The 21498-nt window shown below is 62.2% G+C and carries 19 protein-coding genes and 3 tRNA genes; 6 read left to right on the top strand and 16 right to left on the bottom strand.

Features of this window, described 5'->3' with window-relative positions; all coding sequences use genetic code 11:
• Positions 1 to 104: 104 nt before the first annotated feature.
• The 4 genes from RBH19_RS03625 to RBH19_RS03610 are packed head-to-tail and all read right to left on the bottom strand — an operon-like array spanning position 105 to position 2646.
• Positions 105 to 602, bottom strand: coding sequence for a GNAT family N-acetyltransferase (locus tag RBH19_RS03625; RefSeq protein WP_306727452.1), 498 nt, complete (start codon positions 600 to 602; stop codon positions 105 to 107).
• Positions 592 to 1374 (bottom strand): DNA polymerase III subunit epsilon, encoded by a 783-nt coding sequence (gene dnaQ / locus RBH19_RS03620; RefSeq protein WP_306727451.1) that lies wholly within the window; start codon positions 1372 to 1374, stop codon positions 592 to 594. The genes RBH19_RS03625 and dnaQ overlap by 11 nt, the downstream gene beginning before the upstream one ends.
• A gap of 14 nt (positions 1375 to 1388) precedes the next feature.
• Positions 1389 to 1841: a ribonuclease HI gene (gene rnhA / locus RBH19_RS03615; protein ID WP_306727450.1), complete on the bottom strand. Its 453-nt coding sequence runs from the start codon at positions 1839 to 1841 to the stop codon at positions 1389 to 1391.
• A 58-nt stretch (positions 1842 to 1899) separates the two neighbouring features.
• On the bottom strand, positions 1900 to 2646 hold the full coding sequence (locus RBH19_RS03610) for a class I SAM-dependent methyltransferase (RefSeq protein WP_306727449.1): 747 nt from the start codon (positions 2644 to 2646) through the stop codon (positions 1900 to 1902).
• Between the two features lie 185 nt (positions 2647 to 2831).
• On the opposite strand from RBH19_RS03610, the gene gloB reads away from it, so the two are divergent.
• The 3 genes from gloB (at position 2832) to RBH19_RS03595 (ending at position 6188) form a co-directional block, all read left to right on the top strand.
• Complete coding sequence (gene gloB / locus RBH19_RS03605; protein WP_306727448.1) at positions 2832 to 3605, top strand: hydroxyacylglutathione hydrolase; 774 nt, start codon at positions 2832 to 2834, stop codon at positions 3603 to 3605.
• A gap of 22 nt (positions 3606 to 3627) precedes the next feature.
• Entirely contained in the window at positions 3628 to 5295 is a 1668-nt protein-coding gene (locus tag RBH19_RS03600) for a lytic transglycosylase (RefSeq protein ID WP_306727447.1), read from the top strand.
• 107 nt (positions 5296 to 5402) lie between these two features.
• A complete protein-coding gene (locus tag RBH19_RS03595) occupies positions 5403 to 6188 on the top strand; it encodes an enoyl-ACP reductase FabI (RefSeq protein WP_306727446.1) in 786 nt (261 codons plus the stop codon).
• 164 nt (positions 6189 to 6352) lie between these two features.
• Here RBH19_RS03595 and RBH19_RS03590 read toward each other — a convergent pair whose 3' ends face one another.
• The 10 genes from RBH19_RS03590 to RBH19_RS03545 form a co-directional block, all read right to left on the bottom strand.
• Positions 6353 to 7648: a dicarboxylate/amino acid:cation symporter gene (locus RBH19_RS03590; RefSeq protein ID WP_306727445.1), complete on the bottom strand. Its 1296-nt coding sequence runs from the start codon at positions 7646 to 7648 to the stop codon at positions 6353 to 6355.
• A gap of 127 nt (positions 7649 to 7775) precedes the next feature.
• Positions 7776 to 9692, bottom strand: coding sequence for a SurA N-terminal domain-containing protein (locus RBH19_RS03585; protein ID WP_306727444.1), 1917 nt, complete (start codon positions 9690 to 9692; stop codon positions 7776 to 7778).
• A 257-nt stretch (positions 9693 to 9949) separates the two neighbouring features.
• Positions 9950 to 10026, bottom strand: a tRNA-Asp gene (locus RBH19_RS03580).
• 8 nt (positions 10027 to 10034) lie between these two features.
• Positions 10035 to 10110: transfer RNA gene (locus RBH19_RS03575), tRNA-Val, on the bottom strand.
• A 12-nt stretch (positions 10111 to 10122) separates the two neighbouring features.
• Positions 10123 to 10395, bottom strand: a complete 273-nt coding sequence (gene hbs, locus RBH19_RS03570) for a non-specific DNA-binding protein Hbs (RefSeq protein ID WP_306727443.1) — start codon at positions 10393 to 10395, stop codon at positions 10123 to 10125.
• A 255-nt stretch (positions 10396 to 10650) separates the two neighbouring features.
• A complete protein-coding gene (lon, locus tag RBH19_RS03565) occupies positions 10651 to 13110 on the bottom strand; it encodes an endopeptidase La (protein WP_374728951.1) in 2460 nt (819 codons plus the stop codon).
• A 195-nt stretch (positions 13111 to 13305) separates the two neighbouring features.
• Positions 13306 to 14586, bottom strand: a complete 1281-nt coding sequence (clpX, locus tag RBH19_RS03560) for an ATP-dependent Clp protease ATP-binding subunit ClpX (RefSeq protein ID WP_306727442.1) — start codon at positions 14584 to 14586, stop codon at positions 13306 to 13308.
• A 194-nt stretch (positions 14587 to 14780) separates the two neighbouring features.
• Entirely contained in the window at positions 14781 to 15419 is a 639-nt protein-coding gene (clpP, locus tag RBH19_RS03555) for an ATP-dependent Clp endopeptidase proteolytic subunit ClpP (protein ID WP_306727441.1), read from the bottom strand.
• A gap of 34 nt (positions 15420 to 15453) precedes the next feature.
• Positions 15454 to 16755 (bottom strand): trigger factor, encoded by a 1302-nt coding sequence (tig, locus tag RBH19_RS03550; protein ID WP_306727440.1) that lies wholly within the window; start codon positions 16753 to 16755, stop codon positions 15454 to 15456.
• Positions 16756 to 16852: 97 nt separating this feature from the next.
• Positions 16853 to 16940 (bottom strand) — tRNA-Leu (locus RBH19_RS03545).
• A gap of 300 nt (positions 16941 to 17240) precedes the next feature.
• On the opposite strand from RBH19_RS03545, the gene RBH19_RS03540 reads away from it, so the two are divergent.
• Positions 17241 to 18191, top strand: a complete 951-nt coding sequence (locus tag RBH19_RS03540) for a pirin family protein (protein WP_306727439.1) — start codon at positions 17241 to 17243, stop codon at positions 18189 to 18191.
• A 7-nt stretch (positions 18192 to 18198) separates the two neighbouring features.
• On the opposite strand, the gene RBH19_RS03535 is transcribed toward RBH19_RS03540, so the two are convergent.
• On the bottom strand, positions 18199 to 18576 hold the full coding sequence (locus RBH19_RS03535; protein WP_306727438.1) for a DUF6164 family protein: 378 nt from the start codon (positions 18574 to 18576) through the stop codon (positions 18199 to 18201).
• 201 nt (positions 18577 to 18777) lie between these two features.
• Here RBH19_RS03535 and RBH19_RS03530 point away from each other — a divergent pair, with 201 nt between their 5' ends.
• On the top strand, positions 18778 to 19167 hold the full coding sequence (locus RBH19_RS03530; RefSeq protein WP_306727437.1) for a DUF559 domain-containing protein: 390 nt from the start codon (positions 18778 to 18780) through the stop codon (positions 19165 to 19167).
• 21 nt (positions 19168 to 19188) lie between these two features.
• Here RBH19_RS03530 and RBH19_RS03525 read toward each other — a convergent pair whose 3' ends face one another.
• Positions 19189 to 20166, bottom strand: a complete 978-nt coding sequence (locus tag RBH19_RS03525; protein WP_306727436.1) for an esterase/lipase family protein — start codon at positions 20164 to 20166, stop codon at positions 19189 to 19191.
• A 160-nt stretch (positions 20167 to 20326) separates the two neighbouring features.
• Between RBH19_RS03525 and RBH19_RS03520 the strand changes: the two genes are divergently transcribed.
• The gene (locus RBH19_RS03520; RefSeq protein WP_306727435.1) at positions 20327 to 21496 is read left to right on the top strand and encodes a pyridoxal phosphate-dependent aminotransferase; all 1170 of its coding nucleotides are present in this window, start codon (positions 20327 to 20329) and stop codon (positions 21494 to 21496) included.
• Positions 21497 to 21498: the final 2 nt, after the last annotated feature.

Genomic DNA, 21498 nt, shown 5'->3' with positions numbered 1-21498 from the left:
CCGTCGGGTTGGTGGGGGCGTATTCTGGGCAGGGCCACCAAGACCCGCCCCGGCAACCACGCCCGTATTCCCTCCCCGCTTTTCCGCGAAGATTTTTTTGCGGATTAAAGCGGCTTGATGAGGACGCGGTCGCAGCGGCGGGTGGCCACGGCGTCGGAGGCGGTGGTGTAGCCGGCGGATTCGTACAAGGCGATGGCTTCCTTGAGCACGGCGGCGGTTTCCAGGCGGGCATATCTGAAACCCCGTTCACGGGCCCGGTCTTCCAGCAGCTTCAGCAGCCAGCGGCCAAGGCCCTTGCCGCGAGCCTCTGGCAAGAGATACATCTTGCGGATCTCGGCCACCTCGGGCCGATCATGAAGGGGAAAGAAGGCGGCCGTACCCACGAGTCTGCCGTCCAGCTCGATGACCCAGAACTCACCGCCCCGATCACTGTAATGCTGCGAAACTTCGACCACGTCCCGGTCCGCTTCCTCGGGTTCGAAATTGAGGCCGTATTCGTTCAGCACCTGCCCGAGAACGGCGACCACGGCATCGCAATCGTCCGCCTGCCAGGGCCGAATGCTGAAATCGCCAAAACGTCGCGCTGCTGCTTCAGCTTTCATGGCCGGCCTCCTCCACCGTTGCGTCATCCTCCTGCGGTGCCTGACCGGCACGCAACCAGACCGCGTCACCACTTGCCTCATGGATGGCCTGAAGGCGCTTCTCGTGCTCGCGTACTTCCTCGTCACTGGCACGAACCACCGGCAGTACGAGCCCTTCACGATTCACGCGCCGGACCCGTTCGGCACCACCCTGCTCCCCGCCGTCTTCAGTGTCTGACTGACCCAGCAGGAGGGCTTTCTGGCCACCGGTCATGGCCAGGTAAACGTCTGCCAGGATTTCCGCATCCAGCAGAGCGCCGTGCAGATCACGGTTGGAGTTGTCTACCTCATAGCGCTTGCACAGAGCATCCAGGCTGTTGCGCTGCCCCGGGTGCATGCGCCGGGCCATGACCAGGGTGTCCAGTACTTCGCAGAGATCATTGACGCGCTCGTCTCGCCCCAGCATGGACAGCTCATGATCCAGAAAGCCCACATCGAATGGGGCATTGTGGATGACCAGCTCGGCCCCACGCACGAAGTCGAGAAAGTCTTCCACCACCTCCTCGAATCGGGGCTTGTCGGCCAGGAAATCATTGCTCAGGCCATGCACTTCGACGGCGCCTGCATCCACTTCCCGATCCGGATTCAGATACTGGTGGAAATTTCGGCCCGTGAAACGGCGATTGACCATTTCCACGCAACCGATCTCGATCACACGGTGGCCGTCGCTGGTTTCAATACCAGTGGTCTCGGTATCCAGCACGATCTGGCGATGGGTCGGGTTCTGGCTCACGGTCTACTCCCTGCTCAGGCTTTGGCGCCCTGCATTTCATCAATGGCTTCATTGGCCAGGGCATCGGCACGCTCATTGCCAGGATGGCCGGCATGCCCCTTGACCCAGTGCCAGCGAATATCGTGACGCTGACACTGGCGATCGAGCGCCTCCCACAACTCGCGGTTCTTGACCGGCTTTTTCGCCGACGTCTTCCAGCCGCGCTGTTTCCAGCCGTCCATCCACTGGGTGATGCCCTGACGAACGTATTCGGAATCCGTATAAAGCTCCACCTGGCAGCGACGTTTGAGTGTACTCAGGGCCTCAATGGCGGCCCGCAGCTCCATACGGTTGTTGGTGGTCTCTGGCTCGCCGCCCTTGAGCTCGCGACAATGACCACCCCATTCCAGCAGCGCTCCCCAGCCTCCGGGCCCGGGGTTGCCACGGCAAGCGCCATCGGTGTGTACGATTACAGTCTTGTCTGCCAAGTGATTCTCCTGTCTGGCCACGACGGCGACTGTCGTGTCCGTGCATGATGTATCGCGATCAGTTCCGCCGTTGCTTCTGCAACCGGTTCGAGGGCCAGCCCTCCGGTACCGCTGCCTGGCGGGCACGTCGGCGGCTTCGCTTCCAGCGCGGACGAATGGGTCGTCCACCCAGGGCCTGCTTGCGGAACAGTGCGGCGTAGGCCGCCGCCGGCCAGGGTCCGGGCACCAGGGACCGGCCCCAGTTCTCCAACCAGCGACTGCGCCGGGTGAGGCTGCCGTAATTGAGCGGCAGGCGATAGAGGAAACGCTCCATGGCCACCAGCTCCAGGCCGAGCAGCCGCATCCAGTCCCCCACGCGCCGTTCCGGCAGCAGGTTCAGCTCCCCGAAGGGCGGGCGGCGAATGATCTCCCGCAGACCCCAGAGGCTGTAGCGGGAAAACCCCAGCAACAGGACATGGCCCCCGTTGATCAGCACTCGGTGGGCTTCCCGCAGCACCCCGTGGGGATTGTCGTCAAATTCCAGGGTATGGGGCAACAGCACCACGTCCACGCTGCTGCTGGCCACGGGCAGGGAATCACGCGGCGCAATGACACTGGCCGGCGGGGTCTCTTCCACCAGCAGATGATGGCGAACCCGGCAGGATTCGATCAGGGCCTCGGTTCCCCCCCAGTGGCCCACCTGAATCAGATAATAGCCGAACAGCTCATCCATTAGATGCCCGGCCAGCAAGCGCTCACAGGCCAGGGTGGCCGTACCCAGGGGGGTGTGGAACCAGGCCTCCAGGCTGTCGGGTGATGCTCTCATTGACGGCGACGGTCTCACTGGCGAGGGGGCGGTGCGTCCGCCTGAGAGCATAAACCCACGGCGCCTTCGAGACCAGTGCCGCCGCGATCAGTGCCTGGGCCAGGCCGGCTGTGACCGGCTCGGAAAAAATCGGCCAAGGCACTATTTTTGTTGACCTTTTCGTTGGTCAAGGTAGGATAGACGCCATGCTCGAAGTGACGCCCGTTCCCACACTCAATGACAATTATGTCTGGCTGCTGCATGGCCGGGATCGCCGCCACGTGGCCATCGTGGATCCCGGTGAGGCCGGGCCGGTGCGCGAAGCCCTGACCGCCCAGGCGCTTGTCCCGGAGGCCATTCTGGTGACCCATCGGCACTGGGATCACGTCAACGGCATCGAGGCGCTGCTAGAGGATTACCCCGTTCCCGTCTACGGCCCGGCGGATGAGCCGGTTCCCGCACGCACCCAGGGCCTCAGTGGCGGTGACCGCCTGGCCCTGGACGGACTCGGCCTCGAATTCGATGTCATCGGCATCCCCGGTCACACGCGCGGCCATATCGCCTTTGCGGGGCATGGCCTGCTCCTGAGCGGTGATACCCTGTTCAGCGGCGGCTGTGGACGCATGTTCGAGGGTGATGCGGAACAGATGCTGGGCTCTCTGGATCGCCTCACCGAACTGCCCGGCGAAACCCTGATCTACTGCGGCCATGAATACACCCTGAAGAATCTGGCCTTCTGTGAGGCGGTGGAACCGGCCAATGCCGACGTCATCGCTGAATTTCGGCAGCGTGCCGAAGCCCGGCTTGCGGACGAGAAGCCCAGTCTGCCCACGACGCTCGCCGAAGAACGACGCTTCAATGTCTTTCTGCGCTGCCGTGAGCCGGCCGTGCGCGAAAGCGCCGAGGCCCGGGCCGGAAAACCGCTGCCGGCCGCCTCCGAGGTATTTGCCGTCATCCGGGACTGGAAAGACCGGTTCTGAACCAACAAGGAAACCAATGCTCATGTCATCCGCCTCCCCCCTGTGTCGATTCCGCCGTATCGGCCTCGTCGTCACCCTGCCCCTGACGCTGGGAGCCTGCGCCAGCCTGCCTTTCTTCGAGCGCGAGGACAGCGATGTGGTGGCCGATATCGGCCTGGAGCCGGCACTGGAGCTGGATCCGCCGGTGGAGCTGGATCTCACTACCCATATTGACTGGCGTGACCATGCCCGGCATCTGCTGGACGAGGATGGCGAACTCAAGGCGCCCGAGGACGTGTGGGAGCGCATGCGCCGTGGTTTCGCCATGGAGTCGCGGGAAAACAACCGCATCGACCCGCAGATCCGCTGGCATCAGCGCTATCCCGGCTACATGGATCGGGTCGCCACACGCGCCGAACCCTTTCTGACCTACATTCTCGATGAAATCGAGGCACGGGGCATGCCCACGGAAATGGCCCTGGTGCCCATCGTGGAAAGCGCCTACGACCCCTTTGCCTATTCCCATGGCCGCGCGGCCGGCATGTGGCAGTTCATTCCGTCCACGGGGCGTCATTTCGGCCTCAAGCAGAACTGGTGGTATGACGGTCGCCGGGATTTCATCGCCGCCACCGATGCCGCACTGACCTACCTGGAATCCCTCGCCAACCGTTTTGGTGGCGATTACGAGCTGGCCCTGGCCGCCTACAATGCCGGTGGCGGCAATGTCTCCCGCGCCATGCGTACCGCCCGCCAGCGCGGTCAGGACACGGATTACTGGAGCCTGCGCCTGCCCCGCGAGACCATGCACTACGTACCCAAGGTGCTGGCCCTGCGCGAGATCATCGCCCATCCGGAAGAGTACGGTGTCAGCCTGCGGCCCATCGACAACGAGCCGCGCATCGCCGTGGTGGAGCTGGACGGCCAGATCGACCTGGCCCTGGCCGCCAGACTGGCCGACATGGACATCGACGAGGTTTACCGCCTGAACGCCGGCTTCAATCGCTGGGCGACCGACCCGGATGGCCCCCATCGCCTGGTGGTACCCATCGACCGAAAGGAAGCCTTCGAACAGGCCCTGGCGGAACTCGATCCCGGCGACCGTATCCGCTGGGTGCGTCATCGCATTGAGTCGGGTGAGAGCCTCAATCGCATAGCCCGCAACTACAACACCACCGTGGAACTGCTGCAGGACGTGAATGAGCTGCGAAGCCACGTCATCCGTGCCGGTGATCACCTGCTGGTGCCCCAGCCCATGGCAGATGCAGCCAGTTACAGTGGCACCGTCAGCCAGCGCATTGCCCGCATCCAGTCCACCCAGCGTGGCAACCGCGAGCGGGTGAACCACAGTGTGCAGCCGGGCGAATCCTTCTGGTCCATCGCCCAGCGCTACGGCGTGGGCGTGCGTCAGCTGGCCCAGTGGAATGGCATGGCACCAGGCGATACCCTGCGCGCCGGCCAGACCCTGACGGTGTGGGTCAGCGACGCCAGCGTGGCCCAGCTAAGCCCCATGCGTGGGGGGCCGAGTGACCGGGAGCGCCGGGTGAACTACCAGGTGCGCAGCGGTGATTCCCTCGCGCGCATTGCCAGTCGCTTCGGTGTGACGGTAAGCGACCTGCTGCGCTGGAACAGCCTCAATGCCGATGACTATCTGCAACCCGGTCAGCGGCTGACCATCATCGTGGATGTGACCAACAGCCACGCCGGCAGCTGATACTGGTGGAATTGGCCTTCGGGCTGTAAGATTTCCGCCATTGTTTCCATGGCGCCGGCCCCTCGCGGGGCCGGCCGCCTTTCTGAATTGTCCAAGGGGAGAAAACCATGGCATTTCTCAAGGGTAAGAAGGCCCTGATCGTGGGTCTGGCAAGCAATCGCTCCATCGCCTATGGCATCGCCCAGGCCATGCATGAGCAAGGCGCGGAACTGGCGTTCACCTACCAGAACGACAAGCTCAAGCCGCGGGTGGAGAAGATGGCCGCCGATTTCGGCTCCGAACTGTGCTTCCCCTGTGACGTCAGCAGCGATGCGGAAATCCAGGCCGTGTTCGATGGCCTGGGCAAGAGCTGGGACGGCCTGGACATTCTCGTTCACAGCGTGGCCTACGCACCGCGGGAAGCCCTGCAGGGCGGCTACCTGGAAAGCGTGACCCGCGACAACTTCGCGGTGGCCCACGACATCAGCTCTTACAGCTTCGCCGCGCTCGCCAAGGCGGCGCGCCCGATGATGGAAGGTCGTAATGGCTCCCTGCTCACCATGAGCTATCTGGGCGCCGAGCGGGCCATCCCCAACTACAACGTCATGGGCGTGGCCAAGGCCAGCCTGGAAGCCAATGTGCGCTTCATGGCCGCTGACCTGGGTGCCAGCGGCATTCGCGTCAACAGCATTTCCGCCGGCCCCATCAAGACCCTGGCCGCCGCGGGCATCAGCAACTTTCGCAGCATGCTGGATCACGTCAAGCGCATCACGCCGCTCAACCGTAACGTGACCATTGAAGAAGTGGGCAACACCGCGGCTTTCCTCTGCTCCGACCTGGCCTCCGGCATCACCGGCGAGATCATCCACGTGGACAATGGCTACAGCATGATGGGGATGACCTTGAACGACTGATGGCGGCGCCATCAGTCGCCAGCTGCAAGCCTCAAGCTGCAAGCCTCAAGCTGCAAGCCAAAGGCACAAAGCCGGCGCCCTTTGGGCGTCGGCTTTTTTGTTGCGAAAAAAAGCGGGGCCTGACGGCCCCGCTTTTCTGATTCAGCTTGTAGCTTGTCGCTACCTCAAATATTCACCTTCTCCATCTTGCCAGAGGGCAGAAGATCCTTTTCGCCCTCCAGGTGCGCCACGATCACCGAACACACACCGTCACCATAGACGTTGGTGGCGGTTCGCAGCATGTCGAGGATGCGGTCGAAGACGAAGAGCAGACCCAACGCCTCCAGGGGCAGGCCCACGGCGGTGAGGATGATGCCGATGGCCACCATGGAAGCCATGGGCACACCGGCCACACCGATGGACGTCACCAGGGCGGCCACGACGATGGTGAACTGGACACCGATGGTGAGATCCAGGCCGTAGGCCTGGGCAATGAAGATCGCCGCCACGCACTCATACAGGGCAGTACCGTTCATGTTGACCGTGGCCCCCAGCGGCAGCACGAAGCTGCTGGTCTTTTGCGAGACCTTGGCATTCTTGCGCACGCAATCCATGGTCACCGGCAGGGTAGCCATGGAAGACGCCGTGGAAAAGGCCGTCAGCAAGGCGGGACCCATGGCCCGGAAAAGCCGGTAGGGGTTGTAGCTGGTGATCAGGCGCACCATAAGGGGCATGACCATGAAAACGTGCACGGCCAGGGCAATGACCACGGTGGTGGCAAACACCAGCAATGGCCCGGCGGCATCCACCCCGGTCTCCGCCGCCACCTTGGCAACCAAGCCGAATACGCCCAGGGGCGCAAACAGCATCACCAGGTGAGTGATCTTCATCATCACCTCGAAAACGCCGTCCCAGAAGTTGTAGAGGGTATCGGCGTTTTCCTTCTTTACCCGGGTCATGAAATAGCCGAACAGCAGAGCGAAGAAAATCAGCCCCAGCAGTTCGTTGTTGGCGGCCGCATCAACCACGTTCTCGGGGATCATGCGGTGAAAGATGGCCACGAGCTCACCCGGACCGCCCTCGCCCACCTGCTCCACCACCTCGTCGGCGTCGCGGTCCAGGGCCAGACGATCACCGGCTGGTTCACCGTTGATGAAACCAGGCTGGCTGATGTTCACGGCAACCAGCCCAACCAACACGGCCACCAGGCCGGTACTGATGTAGAAACCCAGCGTCTTGCCACCCAGCGAACCCAGGCGTCCTTCGCGGGCGATGCCGGCAATACCGATGATGATGGACGACACGATCAGCGGCACGATGATCATCAGCAAGGCACTGAGGAACAGCGTACCGAAGAAATCATAGACTGCGGCCGCGCGGGCGCCCAGTTCCGTCTCGTCGGGGTGGCCGGTAATCAGGCCGGCGACGATTGCCAGGACGATGGCGATGAGAATCTGCCAGTGCAGCTTGATCTTGGGCATTCCAGTCTCCTGCCGGGCTTTCGGTTTCAGGCCACCCACGGTCGCGGGCCAGCGGGCCAGATACTGGCCCTGACGCAGAAGACCCACCGATGAACGGTGGGTCTTGCCTTATCGGGGCTCGGGATACTCAGCGCCCGAACACCTCGTCCTCATCCGCCGTATCAACCAGCACTTCCACGTCGGCGGTACGGCGCAGCTCGCGCAGATAGGCGTTGAAATCATTGCGGGCCATCTGCTGGCGCAGGTTCGCCTGGCGCTGCTCGATCTCCCGCTCGGACAACTCCGCCAGCTCGGGTGTCTCGACGGTGTGCAGCATCAGCAGGGCAAGATCACCGTCATCCCGCTGAACCAGATCGAAGACATCGCCGTCGGTGGGCCGTGGCAGGCGGAACAGGTGCTGGCTTACACGGGAATCCAGCTCACGATCCCCGCGACCCACGCTGCGGGGGCCGTCCAGACGAAGATTGGCTTCCTCAGCCAGTTCCGCCGGGTCACGCCCGTCACGCAGTTGGGCGAGCAGCTCCTCCGCCCGCAACTCGGCTTCCGCCTGCGCCTTCTCCCGCGTGAGCCGGTCACGAATCTCGCCGGCTACCTCCTCGAGAGGACGCTGCTCGGCCGGATGATGGTCGGTCACTCGAATCACCACCACGCGCTCATCGTCCAGCTCGATGGGGTCACTGTTCATGCGCTCACGCAGCACCATGTCGCTGAAGGCCTCACGACGCACGCGGGCATGATCGGCAATGCCGTCACCGCCGTCACGTGTGACGCTGGACTGCTCACGAATCTCAAGATCCATGATGCTGGCGATGTGGGAGAGATCGTCGGGATTGGCGAAAGACTCATCCGCGAGTTTTTCACGCTGATCGTAGTAGTCCCGTTCGGCTTTCTCCTGACGCAGTTCGGCCAGCAGTTCATCCCGGGCGTCTTCAAACGGCATGGGCTCGGGACTTTCGATTTCGTCAACTCGAATCAGATGGAAGCCGAACTCACTGCGAACAATTTCACTGACTTCCCCGGCTTCCAGCTCGAAGATGGCACGATCCACTTCATCCACCATGTCGCCTGGCAAGACCCAGCCCAGGCTGCCACCTTCGGCGCCGGACAGCGGATCGTCGGAATAATCACGAGCCAGTGTCTCGAAGGATTCACCCTCGGCCAGGCGGTCGGCCAGCGCCTCGATGCGAGCGCGGGCTTCATCTTCACCGTTATCCACGGCAATCAGAATATGACGGGCGTAACGCTCCTCGTCTTCCATGAAGGCGGCCCGATTCGCTTCCCAGGCATCGCGCAGCTCTTCCTCGCTGACATCAATTGTCTCCGCAATACTGGAGAGGGCCAGTTGGACGTATTCCAGATCCACCGCCTCTTCGGTCATGAACTGGTTCGAATTGGCCTGATAGTATGCTTCGACTTCCTCCTCACTAACCTCCACACGAGCAAGGAAGTCATCCAGTGCGAAACGAATCTCGCTGAAGCTGCGCTGCTGTCCTTCAAGCGCGGCCATGCGCTGAACTTCCAGCTCCGTGGCGAACGCAGAGCCGGTAATCGCATTCTGGATCAGGCGACTCTTCATGTCGCGCTCGATACGGCGCTCCAGCATGGCGGGCGTCATGCCCTGGGCACGCAGCAAGCCTCGATAACGGTCCATGTCGAAACGACCGTTGACCTGGAAGGCCTCGAAGCTCTGAATCTGGGCAATGATTTCCTCTTCGGAAACCCGATAACGCTGATCGTCGGCACGCTGAACCAGGAGTTCTTCCTCGATCATCTGATCCAGAACCTGGCGACGCAGACGTTCTTCGTCGATCATTTCCGGATCGAACTGGTCACCGAACATCTGGCGAATCTGCTGGTACTGGTTCTGGTAACGTTCTCGGAAGGCCTGGTTGGTCAACTCTTCCCCGTTGACGCGAGCCACGTCGTTCGAGAAGCGGCCCTCGAAGTAGGTGTTGATGCCAAACAGGGCAAAGGGAATGCTGAGCAGGATCACGACGACCCAGGCAATCCAGCCGGTGATGTTATCTCTGATGGACTGAAGCATAAGTACTCTTTAGAGGCAGTCTGTACGGTCCGCTGATCCGGACCCCCCATGATGATCGGAATGCCCGTTCACTACTGTTGCCCGGGCGGAATCCGCGTGTTCGGAACAATGGAGTAGCATGCCACCAAATGCCCCCCGGCTCAAAGCCTGGAGGCCACTATTTTCGGCGCATCTACGCTGAATCCTTGCCGGGCGGTCATCAACGGTAGAAAAAGACAGTGCAAAAAAAAGAGCGCCCGTGGGGCGCTCTTTTTATATGGCGGAGTGGACGGGACTCGAACCCGCGACCCCCGGCGTGACAGGCCGGTATTCTAACCAACTGAACTACCACTCCACTTTGACTGGTGGGTGCTGGAGGGCTCGAACCTCCGACCCTCGCCTTGTAAGGGCGATGCTCTCCCAGCTGAGCTAAGCACCCTCAAGGAGCTGCTTAGTTTACTGCATCCTTGAGCGCTTTACCAGCCTTGAAACCCGGAACCTTGCTGGCAGCGATCTGGATGGTAGCGCCGGTCTGCGGGTTACGGCCGGTACGGGCAGCGCGCTCCTTCACGGAGAAGGTGCCAAAACCGACGAGAGTGACCTGGTCGCCCTTCTTGAGGGCCTGGGTCACGGTGTCAACCATGGAATCAACGGCACGAGTGGCATCGGCCTTGGACAGATCCGCGGACGCGGCCACGGCTTCGATCAGTTCCTGTTTATTCATGGAAACCTTTCCCCTGTTAGCGGTGGAATATCCGCGAGATTCCGAAGGCAGGCAATGTCTGCCAAGCTGGACAAAATCCTTGCCGGCCCCGACTGCTCACCTCCATGAGGCGGGGCATTATGTCAGCATTCAGAATTCGCGGCAACCGTGTTTCTCACTTTCTGGTGCCTATCACCATCAAGCGACCATTGCGTTATACCAACACGCGAAAATGGGTGTCAACCAGCATGGATCAACGGATTTCGGCGTTCACCCTCAATGAGGGCGAACGCCGTCCTTGTCTTCTTTTCCGGCGGCCTCCTCCGAGGCCGGCTTGGCGCCACCCGCCTCCGGCTCCGAAGCCTTGCCCTCGGGCATCCGGGTGAGCGCGATCTTGAGCACTTCATCGATCCACTTCACCGGGCGGATGTCGATCTTTTCCTTGATATTCTCGGGGATGTCCACCAGATCCTTGCGGTTCTCGTCGGGAATCACCACTGTTGTAATCCCGCCACGGTGGGCTGCGAGGAGCTTCTCCTTCAGCCCGCCGATGGGCAGCACTTCACCACGCAGAGTGATTTCGCCCGTCATGGCCACATCCGCACGCACCGGAATGCCAGTGAGTGAAGAAACCAGAGCGGTGCACATGCCGATGCCCGCACTGGGGCCGTCCTTCGGCGTTGCGCCCTCGGGGACGTGCACGTGCACATCATTCTGCTGATGGAAATCCCCCGGAACCCCGAGCATGCCAGTGCGACTGCGCACGACCGTCATGGCCGCCTGAATGGATTCCTGCATCACATCACCGAGCTGACCGGTCTGAATCAGCTTGCCCTTGCCGGGCATGACCGTACTCTCAATGGTCAGCAACTCGCCGCCCACTTCCGTCCAGGCCAGACCGGTGACCTGCCCGACCTGGTCATGCTCTTCAGCGCGACCGAAGCGATAACGCGGCACACCCAGGAAGTCACTCAGGTTATCCGGCGTCACCTCGATGTGCGTGGTCTCCTTCTCGAGCAGAAGCTTCTTCACCACCTTGCGGCAGATCTTGGAGACTTCCCGCTCCAGGCTGCGCACACCCGACTCGCGGGTATAGGTGCGAATCACCGCTCGCAAGGTGTCATCGGAGACGCTGATCTCCTGATCCTTGAGCCCGTTGTCGCGGATCTGCTTGGGCAGCAGGAACTCCCGGGCAATGCTGAGCTTCTCGTCCTCGGTGTAACCGGCCAGACGAATCACTTCCATGCGATCCAGCAGTGGTGCCGGAATGTTGAGGGTATTGGCGGTGCACACGAACATGACATCGGACAGATCGAAATCCACTTCCAGGTAGTGGTCCCCGAAGGTGGAATTCTGTTCCGGATCAAGCACTTCCAAAAGAGCAGAGGCCGGATCACCACGAAAATCCATGGCCATCTTGTCGACTTCATCAAGCAGGAAGAGCGGATTCTTGACGCCTACCTTGGCCATGTTCTGTGTGATCTTGCCCGGCAGCGAACCGATATAGGTGCGGCGGTGACCACGGATCTCGGCCTCGTCACGCACGCCACCCAGGGACATGCGCACGAACTTGCGACCGGTGGCACGGGCAATGCTCCGCCCCAGTGAGGTCTTGCCCACGCCGGGCGGACCCACGAGACAGAGGATGGGCCCCTTGAGCTTTTTCACCCGGTGCTGAACGGCCAGGTATTCCAGGATGCGTTCCTTGACCTTCTCCAGTCCGAAATGGTCTTCATCCAGGATCCGCTGGGCGCGAGCCAGATCCTTGCGGATGCGACTGCGCTTCTTCCATGGCACGCTGGTCAGCCAGTCGATGTAATTGCGCACCACGGTGGCCTCGGCCGACATGGGCGACATCAGCTTGAGCTTGTTGAGCTCGTTATTGGCCTTGTCCATGGCCTCCTTCGGCATGCCGGACTCCTCGATCTTCTTCTCGAGGTTTTCCAGCTCGTTGGGCGCGTCCTCCATGTCACCCAGTTCTTTCTGGATGGCCTTCATCTGCTCATTGAGGTAGTACTCGCGCTGGCTCTTCTCCATCTGCTGCTTGACGCGGCCGCGGATGCGCCGCTCCACCTGCAGAATGTCGATCTCACCCTCGATCAGCCCGAGCACATGTTCCAGGCGCTCACGGACGCTGTCCAGTTCCAGGATCTGCTGCTTTTCTTCCAGCTTGAGCGCCATGTGCGCCACCACGGTGTCCGCCAGACGACCGGGGGCATCGATACCGCTGAGGGAAGTCAGCACTTCCGGCGGCACCTTCTTGTTCAGCTTCACGTACTGGTCGAACTGGGAAATCACCGAACGCATGAGAACGTCGATCTCCCGCTCGTCGTAGCGTTCGTCTTCGGACACGGCGGCCACTTCAGCGGTAAAGAATTCAGCGTCATCCAGTTCGGTGATGCGGGCGCGCTGAACCCCTTCCACCAGAACCTTTACGGTGCCGTCGGGGAGTTTCAGCAATTGCAGGATCTGCGCCAGGGTTCCGACCCGGTAGATGTCCTGCTCACCGGGATCATCCACCTCCGCGCTTTTCTGGGCCACCAGCAGAACCTGCTTGCCCCGCTCCATGGCCTGCTCCAGGGCCTGGATGGACTTCTCGCGCCCCACGAACAGGGGGATGACCATATGTGGATACACGACCACATCCCGGAGCGGCAGCACCGGAACCTGCATACGGTCCCCTTCCTCGAGGATGGGTTCCCGGGCTTCTTCGCTCATGCGTTCTTCATCACTCATCAGGTGTGACCTCTTGCAGGGGATACGGCCGGCACGAGAGCCGTGGCGCATCCGGGGTCGAATCGTCTCAGTCTGGACTGGATGTGGGGGCGATGGGAAGGCCTTTCAAGAACCAAAAGGCCCCGCAACGCCACATTGCGGGGCCCGATTCGTGGCCGCATCCCAGCCTTGTCGGCCCGGACCGAGCCAGGATGCCTACTCCTCGCCGGATCCGGCGACCGCCTTCTCTTCCGAGTGGTAGATGATGTAGGGCCGGGCTTCGCCGTTGATGACGGCTTCATCCACCACCACCTTCTCCACATTCTCCATGGAGGGCAGGTCGTACATGGTGTCAAGCAACACGCCCTCGAGGATGGTTCGCAGGCCGCGGGCCCCGGTCTTGCGTTCCATGGCCTTGCGGGCCACGGCACGCAGGCCGTCGTCGCGGAAATCCAGTTCCACACCTTCCATCTCGAACAGCTTGCGATACTGCTTGACCACGGAGTTCTTGGGCTCGACCAGAATCTTGATCAGCGCGTCCTCGTCCAGCTCTTCCAGCGTTGCCACCACGGGCAGACGACCGACGAACTCGGGGATCAGGCCGAACTTGATCAGATCTTCCGGTTCCACGTCATGCAGGACTTCGCCCACATTGACGTTCTCGTCGCGGGAATGAACCTCGGCGGCAAACCCGATGCCACTCTTCTTGGAGCGGTCACGGATGACCTTTTCCAGGCCGGCGAAGGCACCCCCCACGATGAACAGGATATTGGAGGTGTCCACCTGCAGGAATTCCTGCTGGGGGTGCTTGCGCCCACCCTGGGGCGGCACCGAAGCCACCGTGCCTTCGATCAGCTTGAGCAGGGCCTGCTGCACGCCCTCGCCCGAGACGTCACGGGTGATGGAGGGATTGTCCGACTTGCGGGAAATCTTGTCGATTTCATCAATGTAGACAATGCCCGTCTGGGCCTTTTCCACATCGTAGTCACACTTCTGCAGCAGCTTCTGGATGATGTTCTCGACGTCTTCCCCCACATAACCGGCTTCGGTCAGGGTGGTGGCGTCGGCAATGGTGAACGGCACATTGAGCAGACGCGCCAGGGTCTCGGCGAGCAGAGTCTTGCCGCAACCGGTGGGCCCGATGAGCAGGATATTGCTCTTCGATAGCTCCACATCATCCTTGCGCTGGGCCGATTCAAGCCGCTTGTAATGGTTGTAAACCGCCACGGAGAGGACCTTCTTGGCCCGTTCCTGGCCGATCACGTACTCCCCGAGGACATCATTGATTTCCTGGGGGGTGGGCAGCTCGCTGCGTCCGGACTCGGAGCTCTCCTGCATCTCCTCGCGGATGATGTCATTGCAAAGCTCCACGCATTCGTCACAGACAAAAACGGATGGCCCGGCAATCAGCTTGCGCACCTCATGCTGGCTCTTGCCGCAGAATGAGCAATACAGCAGCTTGCCGTCGTCGTTCTTGCCGCCCTTCTCGTCGGTCATTACTTGTCTCAGCCTCGCCTGGCGGTGAGTTTGGCCGGCCGGATGGTTCCGGCCGGCGCGTCGATGCCGGGAAAGGCGCCTGGCGCCTTCCCTCACACCATTATGTATAGCATGGCAACCGGGGCCACCCAAGCCCCCGGAGGGCCGCCTGACCCGCCCGGCCGGCCACTGGTCCGGCCAGCCGCGATGACACCTTATTCGCTCGGCAGATCCCGGCGGCTGAGAACGCTGTCGATCAGCCCGTAATCCACGGCTTCGGCACTGCTCATGAAGTTGTCACGATCCGTATCCTTCTGGATCTGCTCCATGGGCTGTCCGGTGTCCTTCGACAGTAGCTGGTTCAGGCGCTCACGGGTCTTGAGGATTTCCTTGGCATGGATATCGATATCCGAGGCCTGCCCCTGAAAACCGCCCAGAGGCTGGTGAATCATGATGCGGGAGTGCTCCAGGGAATGCCGTTTTCCCTTGGCGCCTCCCGCCAGCAGCACGGCACCCATGCTGGCGGCCTGCCCCACGCAGATGGTGCTCACATCCGGCCGAATGAACTGCATGGTGTCGTAGATGGCCAGGCCCGCACTGACGTGACCGCCCGGCGAGTTGATGTAGAGGTGGATGTCCTTGTCCGGATTTTCGGACTCCAGGAACAGCATCTGCGCCACGATCAGGTTCGCCATGTAGTCCTCGACCGGACCCACGGCGAAGATGACCCGCTCCTTGAGGAGGCGGGAATAGATGTCGTAGCTACGCTCGCCGCGAGCGGTCTGCTCGACGACAATCGGCACCAGATTCAGGGCGCTGGTGTCCAGTGCGCCGCCGTTGCCATGAGTGCTCATAATTGCGCTTCCTGTTGTCCTGTTTGGAGGAGTATCAGCGACCGAAGTTCATCACGTCCTGGAAGCCCTTCTTGACGGGCTTGAGCTCGGCCTCGTCCAGCAGTTTGTCCACCACCTGCTGCTCCAGGGCCATGGACTGGATCTGCTGCATGGCCTGGGGATTGGCCCGGTACTGCTTGGCCAGCTCCTCGGCATTGTCCTGACCGGCGGTGAGGCGATCCAGCACCACCTTGATGGCTTCCTCGCCGGGCTTGAGCTCGTGCTTGCGGATCACTTCGCCCATCAGCAGCCCGACCTTGACTCGGCGGGTGGCCTGCTCGACGAACATGTCGCGGGGCAGATCCGGGGCCTTGGCCGGGTCGGTGACACCCATGCGCTGCAGGGTATCCTGCTTGAGCTGTTCGATCTCGGCGTCGACCATGGCCTCGGGAACCTCGACGTCGTTCTTCTCGACCAGTTTCTCCAGGGCCTTTTCGCGGATGTGGTTGTCCAGGGTCTGGTCCAGCTCCCGCTGCATGTTGGCCTTCACTTCCTCGCGCAGCTTCTCGACGCCACCCTCGGTGATGCCGAACTTCTCGCAGAAGGCCTCGTCAAGCTCGGGCAGCTCCAGTTCGCGGACTTCGTGAACCTTGACATCGAACACGCCCTTCTTGCCGGCGATTTCCTCGTTGCCATAGTCCTTGGGGAACTTGACCTTGATTTCCTTCTCGTCGCCCGCCTTGACGCCTTTCAGGCCCTTTTCGAAGTCTTCCAGCAGGCGGCCGGCGCCCAGCTCCACGTCAACACCTTCACCGGTGCCGCCCTCAAAGGCCTCACCGTCCACCTTGCCAACAAAGTCAATGCGGACCTGGTCGCCTTCCTTCGCCGCACGATCAACGGCCTTGAAATCGCCGTGCTGCTTGCGCAGGTTCTCGATCATGGCCTCGAGATCGTCGTCGGTGATCTCCACATCGGGCTTCTCGATGGTTTCGCCTTCGATGCTGTTGAGCTCGATCTCCGGATACACCTCGAAGATGGCCTCGTATTCCAGCTCCTGGCCGGCTTCATCCTTGAGATCACTGATCTCGGGGCCGCCGGCGGGACGAAGGGATTCCTGGCTCAGGGCCTCACTGTAGGTGGAGCGAACCACCTCGTTGATGACCTCGGCCCGAACCTGATCCCCGTACTGCTGGCGCAGCACCTTGAACGGCACCTTGCCGGGACGGAAGCCGGGCAGCTTGGCCTTGCGGCCCAGGGACCGCAGACGGCTGTCCACTTCCTGATCGACCCGCTCGGCCGGAACCTGAACCTTCATCCGGCGCTTGAGACCGCCGGTGGACTCCACTGAAACCTGCATTGAAAACTCCCTCATAACTTAAGACCGGCGGGCTCACGCACCCACCGGTCCGGATGACGGGCCGGGACAGGGTTCATCCTCCGGCCCACTGTTTGTCTGGTGCGAAAGGAGAGACTCGAACTCTCACGGGGTATTACCCCACTGGGACCTAAACCCAGCGCGTCTACCAATTCCGCCACTTTCGCATGAACGTCACGCCCTGCGACCAGCAGAGCGAGCCTCTTTCCGGTCGTGGCAAGGAGCGGCAGCCGACGCGGACTCAACGGCAAGCGGCTGATTGTACGCCATAAAACGGGAAAATCCGCGCACCGGATCAGACCTCGCTGATCTGACCGGGGCGTTTTCGGCCAATTCTCAATTATACCGGCTCGCCCGGCGCGCGGGAAACCCCGGTCGCGCCGACCAGCCGACCTGACTGTACCGTGCATGGCCCGGGCGCTATGCTGACCGTTCCTGCCGGAAACGCCGCAGTGAAAGGAACGCCAATGAGTGAACGACTGCCCAGCCCCGGATCGGCCCTGAGCTGCCGGGATGAACCGCACGCCACGACGGCAATCGAGACCATCCGGGGCCGCAAGGCCACCCTGGGTCCCGGCGTGGATCTGTACCGGCTCATGCCCCGCCGGCAGCGGCGCATGGTGGGGGCCTGGTGTTTTCTTGATCATTTCGGCCCCATGCCGATCTCGGCCGGACAAGGCCTGGATGTGGCACCTCACCCACATATCGGCCTGCACACCGTCACCTGGCTGCTGGAAGGCCGCATCCTGCATCGGGACAGCCTCGGAAACGAACAGCTGATCCGGCCGGGCCAGCTCAACCTGATGACCGCCGGCCGCGGGATTTCCCATTCCGAGGAAAGCCCGGAGGGCGAGACCGGCACCCTGCACGGCCTGCAGCTGTGGGTGGCCCAGCCGGAATCAGGGCGCCACGGCGAACCGGCATTCCAGCACCACCCGCAGCTGCCGGAGCATGCCGTGGGCGACAGCCGCCTGACGCTGTTCCTCGGGCAGTGGCTGGCTCACACGGCCCCCGCCCGGGTGGAATGCCCCCTGGTGGGCGCGGAACTGCAAATGGGGGACAGCGGCAAGATGGAGCTGCCGCTGGCACCGACCTTCGAGCATGCCCTGGTGGCGCTGGACGGCCCCCTGCACCTGGACGGAACCACCACGTCGGAGGTCGGCGAACTGGCGGATCTGGGCATCGGCCGCGAGCGCCTCACCATTACCGGAGCCCCGGGCAGTCGCGCCCTGCTCATCGGCGGTGAGCCCTTCGAGGAGGAAATTCTGATGTGGTGGAATTTTGTTGCCCGGCAACCGGAAGAAATCAGCGAGGCCCGCGAGGCCTGGACGCGCGGGGAAGGGTTCGGCCGCGTCACGTCCTACCCGGGCTGCCCACTGGACGCCCCGGAATTCAATCCGCGACCAAGAGCCTCCTGACTGGCGATCATGAGCTTCCAGCCCATTCAATCCAGAGAAAGGGCAGCATCATCAGAAAGACGATGAAGGCCACCGCCGCCAGGCTGGCCACCACCCTCACGGGCTGCCGGCACACCCGCTGCCAGAGGGTTTCCTCGCGCCCTTCCCGCCGCCGCTGCTCACGTTCCGCCCGGACTCGCAGCAAGCGCTCGCGCTGATACTCATCCATGAGGGAGCGGGCACGGGGATAGTCCGAGCGATCCCGCAGCCAGATGCCACCCACCGTGATCCCCCAGCGGTTGGGCGGTGTCTCGTAGAAGGGAATGTCCGCCTTTTCCAGCATCGCGCGGACATCCTCGGCCTCGTCATCTGGCACATGGCGAAGATTGAGCAACAGCTTTGACATGACCCGGAACGCTCCCAAACACCGTAATGAACGCCATTCTAACAGGCCACTGGCAGGAGACTGACAGGGTGGTGAGCATTTGCTGGCAGGGGGGATCAGACATTTCCTACACGGTCTGCCGCCCTGGGATGGCAGTTTCCTGACCGGGACCTTCCTACAATCTGCTCCAACATCACACATCGCACGGGGAGCCATGCGTTGATGAAGGGAGAGAAAGGGAACATGAACATCCAGACCACCACCCAGACCCGATTGCCCGCCAGCGCCGCCATCCGTGAGGATGCCGAAAAGAAGCTCTGGAAACGGCTTTGCCATCACCAACTGGGCGTTTCCTTCCGCAAGCGCACCGCGGTGGGCAGGGACAAGCAGGATTTCTTCTCGCCGGAAGCGGCACTGGTCATCTGCATCGACGATGAGGGCATCAACTGCGAACAACAGCAGAACGAAGATGCTCGCCTGCGGCGATTCGGCCTGGAGACCCTGCGCTTCAGCGAACAGGAAGTGCTGTTCGATACCGACCGGGTGGTGGTCGAAATCTTCCGCAACACGCTCAACCGCACCGCCCGAAGCGAAAAACGTTCCAATGGCTGAGGGCCGGAACACTCAAGGCGCTCAAGGCCCGTAGAGACGTGCCAGCAAGGCTTCGAATGCCGCCTGACGATCCGGCGGCGTTGGAGCCAGCAGCCCTTCCACCTGCAGGATCTCGATCAGCTTTACCGGCGGACGCCTGGCATCTCCAACGATCTCCACGTGACCGGCCTCCACCTGCACATTGCTGACCACGGGGAAGCGATCCACCGGCGGGTGATACTGCTCTGCCACCCCGAACACGCCATCCCGGCTGATGCAGCGCCCACGGTCGTCCTTCACCCGGCAGGTATCCCTTTCATCGGTGACCACCTTGAGGTGGCGCTCAAGCTCCGGCAGCGGAGCGCCCGGCTGCTGAATGAAATCCGAGGCAGCCGTGATCTCCCACCACTTGTCGCCGCTGATGTAGCGGCAGATCCCCACCGTAATGCCCAACGAAAGAACATGTGTCAGACGGGATCCGCAGGCGCTGGCGGCCGGTATGCCGGCGAATGGCGTGGCCACGGTCACCAGGTCGTTCGGAACCCGCGACAGGGTGAGCCCATCCGGCCGATCCTCGATCACGGCCCGCCGGGCCACCAATCCACCCTGGCTGTGAGCGAGTACATTCACGGCCACATCGTCATCCATGGCTTCACCCAGGGCCTCGAGCGCCGTCATCAATTGCCGGGAACTGACTTCAAGGCTGTCCCGATCGTCGTAGCTGAAACAGACCGACTGCTGCCCGTGAAAGGCGTAGACCTGGGAAAGGCTGCGCAGCCGCCCCGCGGATCCGTAGCAGCCATGCACCAGTACGGTGACCGGCTCGCCGGTATTGATTGAAAACTGCCGATCGGGCACATCCGAACAGGGGCCAAGGCTCTCGATTGCCAATCTCGCGTTCGGCTCGGGCAACAAGCCGTCATCGATCCCTTCCAGCCCCTCGGGTTCGATCCTGGGAATGGCACAAGCCGCCAACAACATCAGGGGAACCGCAGCAAGGCCGAATCGCGTGGCAGTCATCAAGCACTTCCTTCCGGGCTCCTTGCCCGTCGCCTTCAGTGGCCGACTCGTGGATGCATGCCAGCATGATGCCGTGGCACCATGAACAACCCGAGCCGGGGTGTCTCCAATTCAATCACAGACACCCGGAAAACCATACCCTGAAGACCGGAGCCTGACCATGCTTGAACCCATCCGCAGTCATCGCGTCGCCGATCTGGTGCAGTCGGACATCCGCGCCATGACCCAGCGCTGCGTCGAGCTCGGGGGCGTCAACCTGGGCCAGGGGGTCTGCGACACTCCGCCCCCCAACCCCGTGGTTGCCGGTGTGCAGGGTGCCCTGGATCGGGGCGCCAACATCTACACCCGCTTCGACGGTGTCGGCCGCCTGCGCAAGGCTCTGGCCGGCAAGTTCGAGCGGCATAACGGTCTCAAGCCGGATCCGGACTGTGAGATCGTGGTCACCATCGGCAGCACCGGGGCCTTTGCCGCCACCCTGATGGCGCTCTGCAATCCGGGTGACCGGCTCCTGCTGCTGGAGCCCTATTACGGCTATCACCTCAACACCGCCCGCGTGGCCCAGCTCGAAACCGAGCTGGTACCCCTACAAGGGCCCGAACTGAAGCTGGATGCCGGTCTTCTGGAAGAAAAGGCACGCGGTGCCCGTGCGCTGGTGCTCAACACCCCCGGCAATCCCTCCGGTCGGGTCTTCACGCGTGAGGAACTGGAGGCGATCGCGGATATCTGCCGGCGGCATAATCTGCTATGCATCACCGACGAAATCTATGAGTATTTTCTCTACGACGGACGTAAGCACATCAGCATCGCCACCCTGCCGGGCATGTGGGAGCGCACGGTCACCATCACCGGCTACTCCAAGACCTTCTCCATCACCGGCTGGCGCATCGGGGCCGTGGCCGCTCACCGGGATCTGGCCGCTCCCATCGGCCTGGTCAACGACCTCTATTACGTCTGCGCCCCCTCCCCCCTGCAGTACGCCGTTGCCGATGGCATCAACACCCTGGCTGACGACTTCTACCGGGATCTGGCACAAGAATACCAGGACAAGCGCGACCGCTTCTGCGGCGTGCTCAAGGAAGCCGGCCTCACCCCCGCCATTCCCGAAGGCGCCTATTACGTCCTCGCCGACATCCGCCGACTGGGCTGTGACAATGCCCGCGACGCCGCCATGAAGCTTCTGGAAGAAGCCGGCATCGCCAGCATCCCCGGCAGCGCCTTCTTCGCCGACCCCCGAGGCGAACAGCTCGTCCGCTTCTGCTTTGCCAAGGACGAAGACACTCTCAACCGCGGCTGCGAACAGCTCAGCGACTGGGCAAGAAAGCAGCGCTGAAA

The sequence above is a fragment of the Natronospira bacteriovora genome, from assembly GCF_030848495.1.
Lineage (GTDB): Bacteria > Pseudomonadota > Gammaproteobacteria > Natronospirales > Natronospiraceae > Natronospira > Natronospira bacteriovora.
This window is presented reverse-complemented; position numbering and strand designations above follow the sequence as displayed.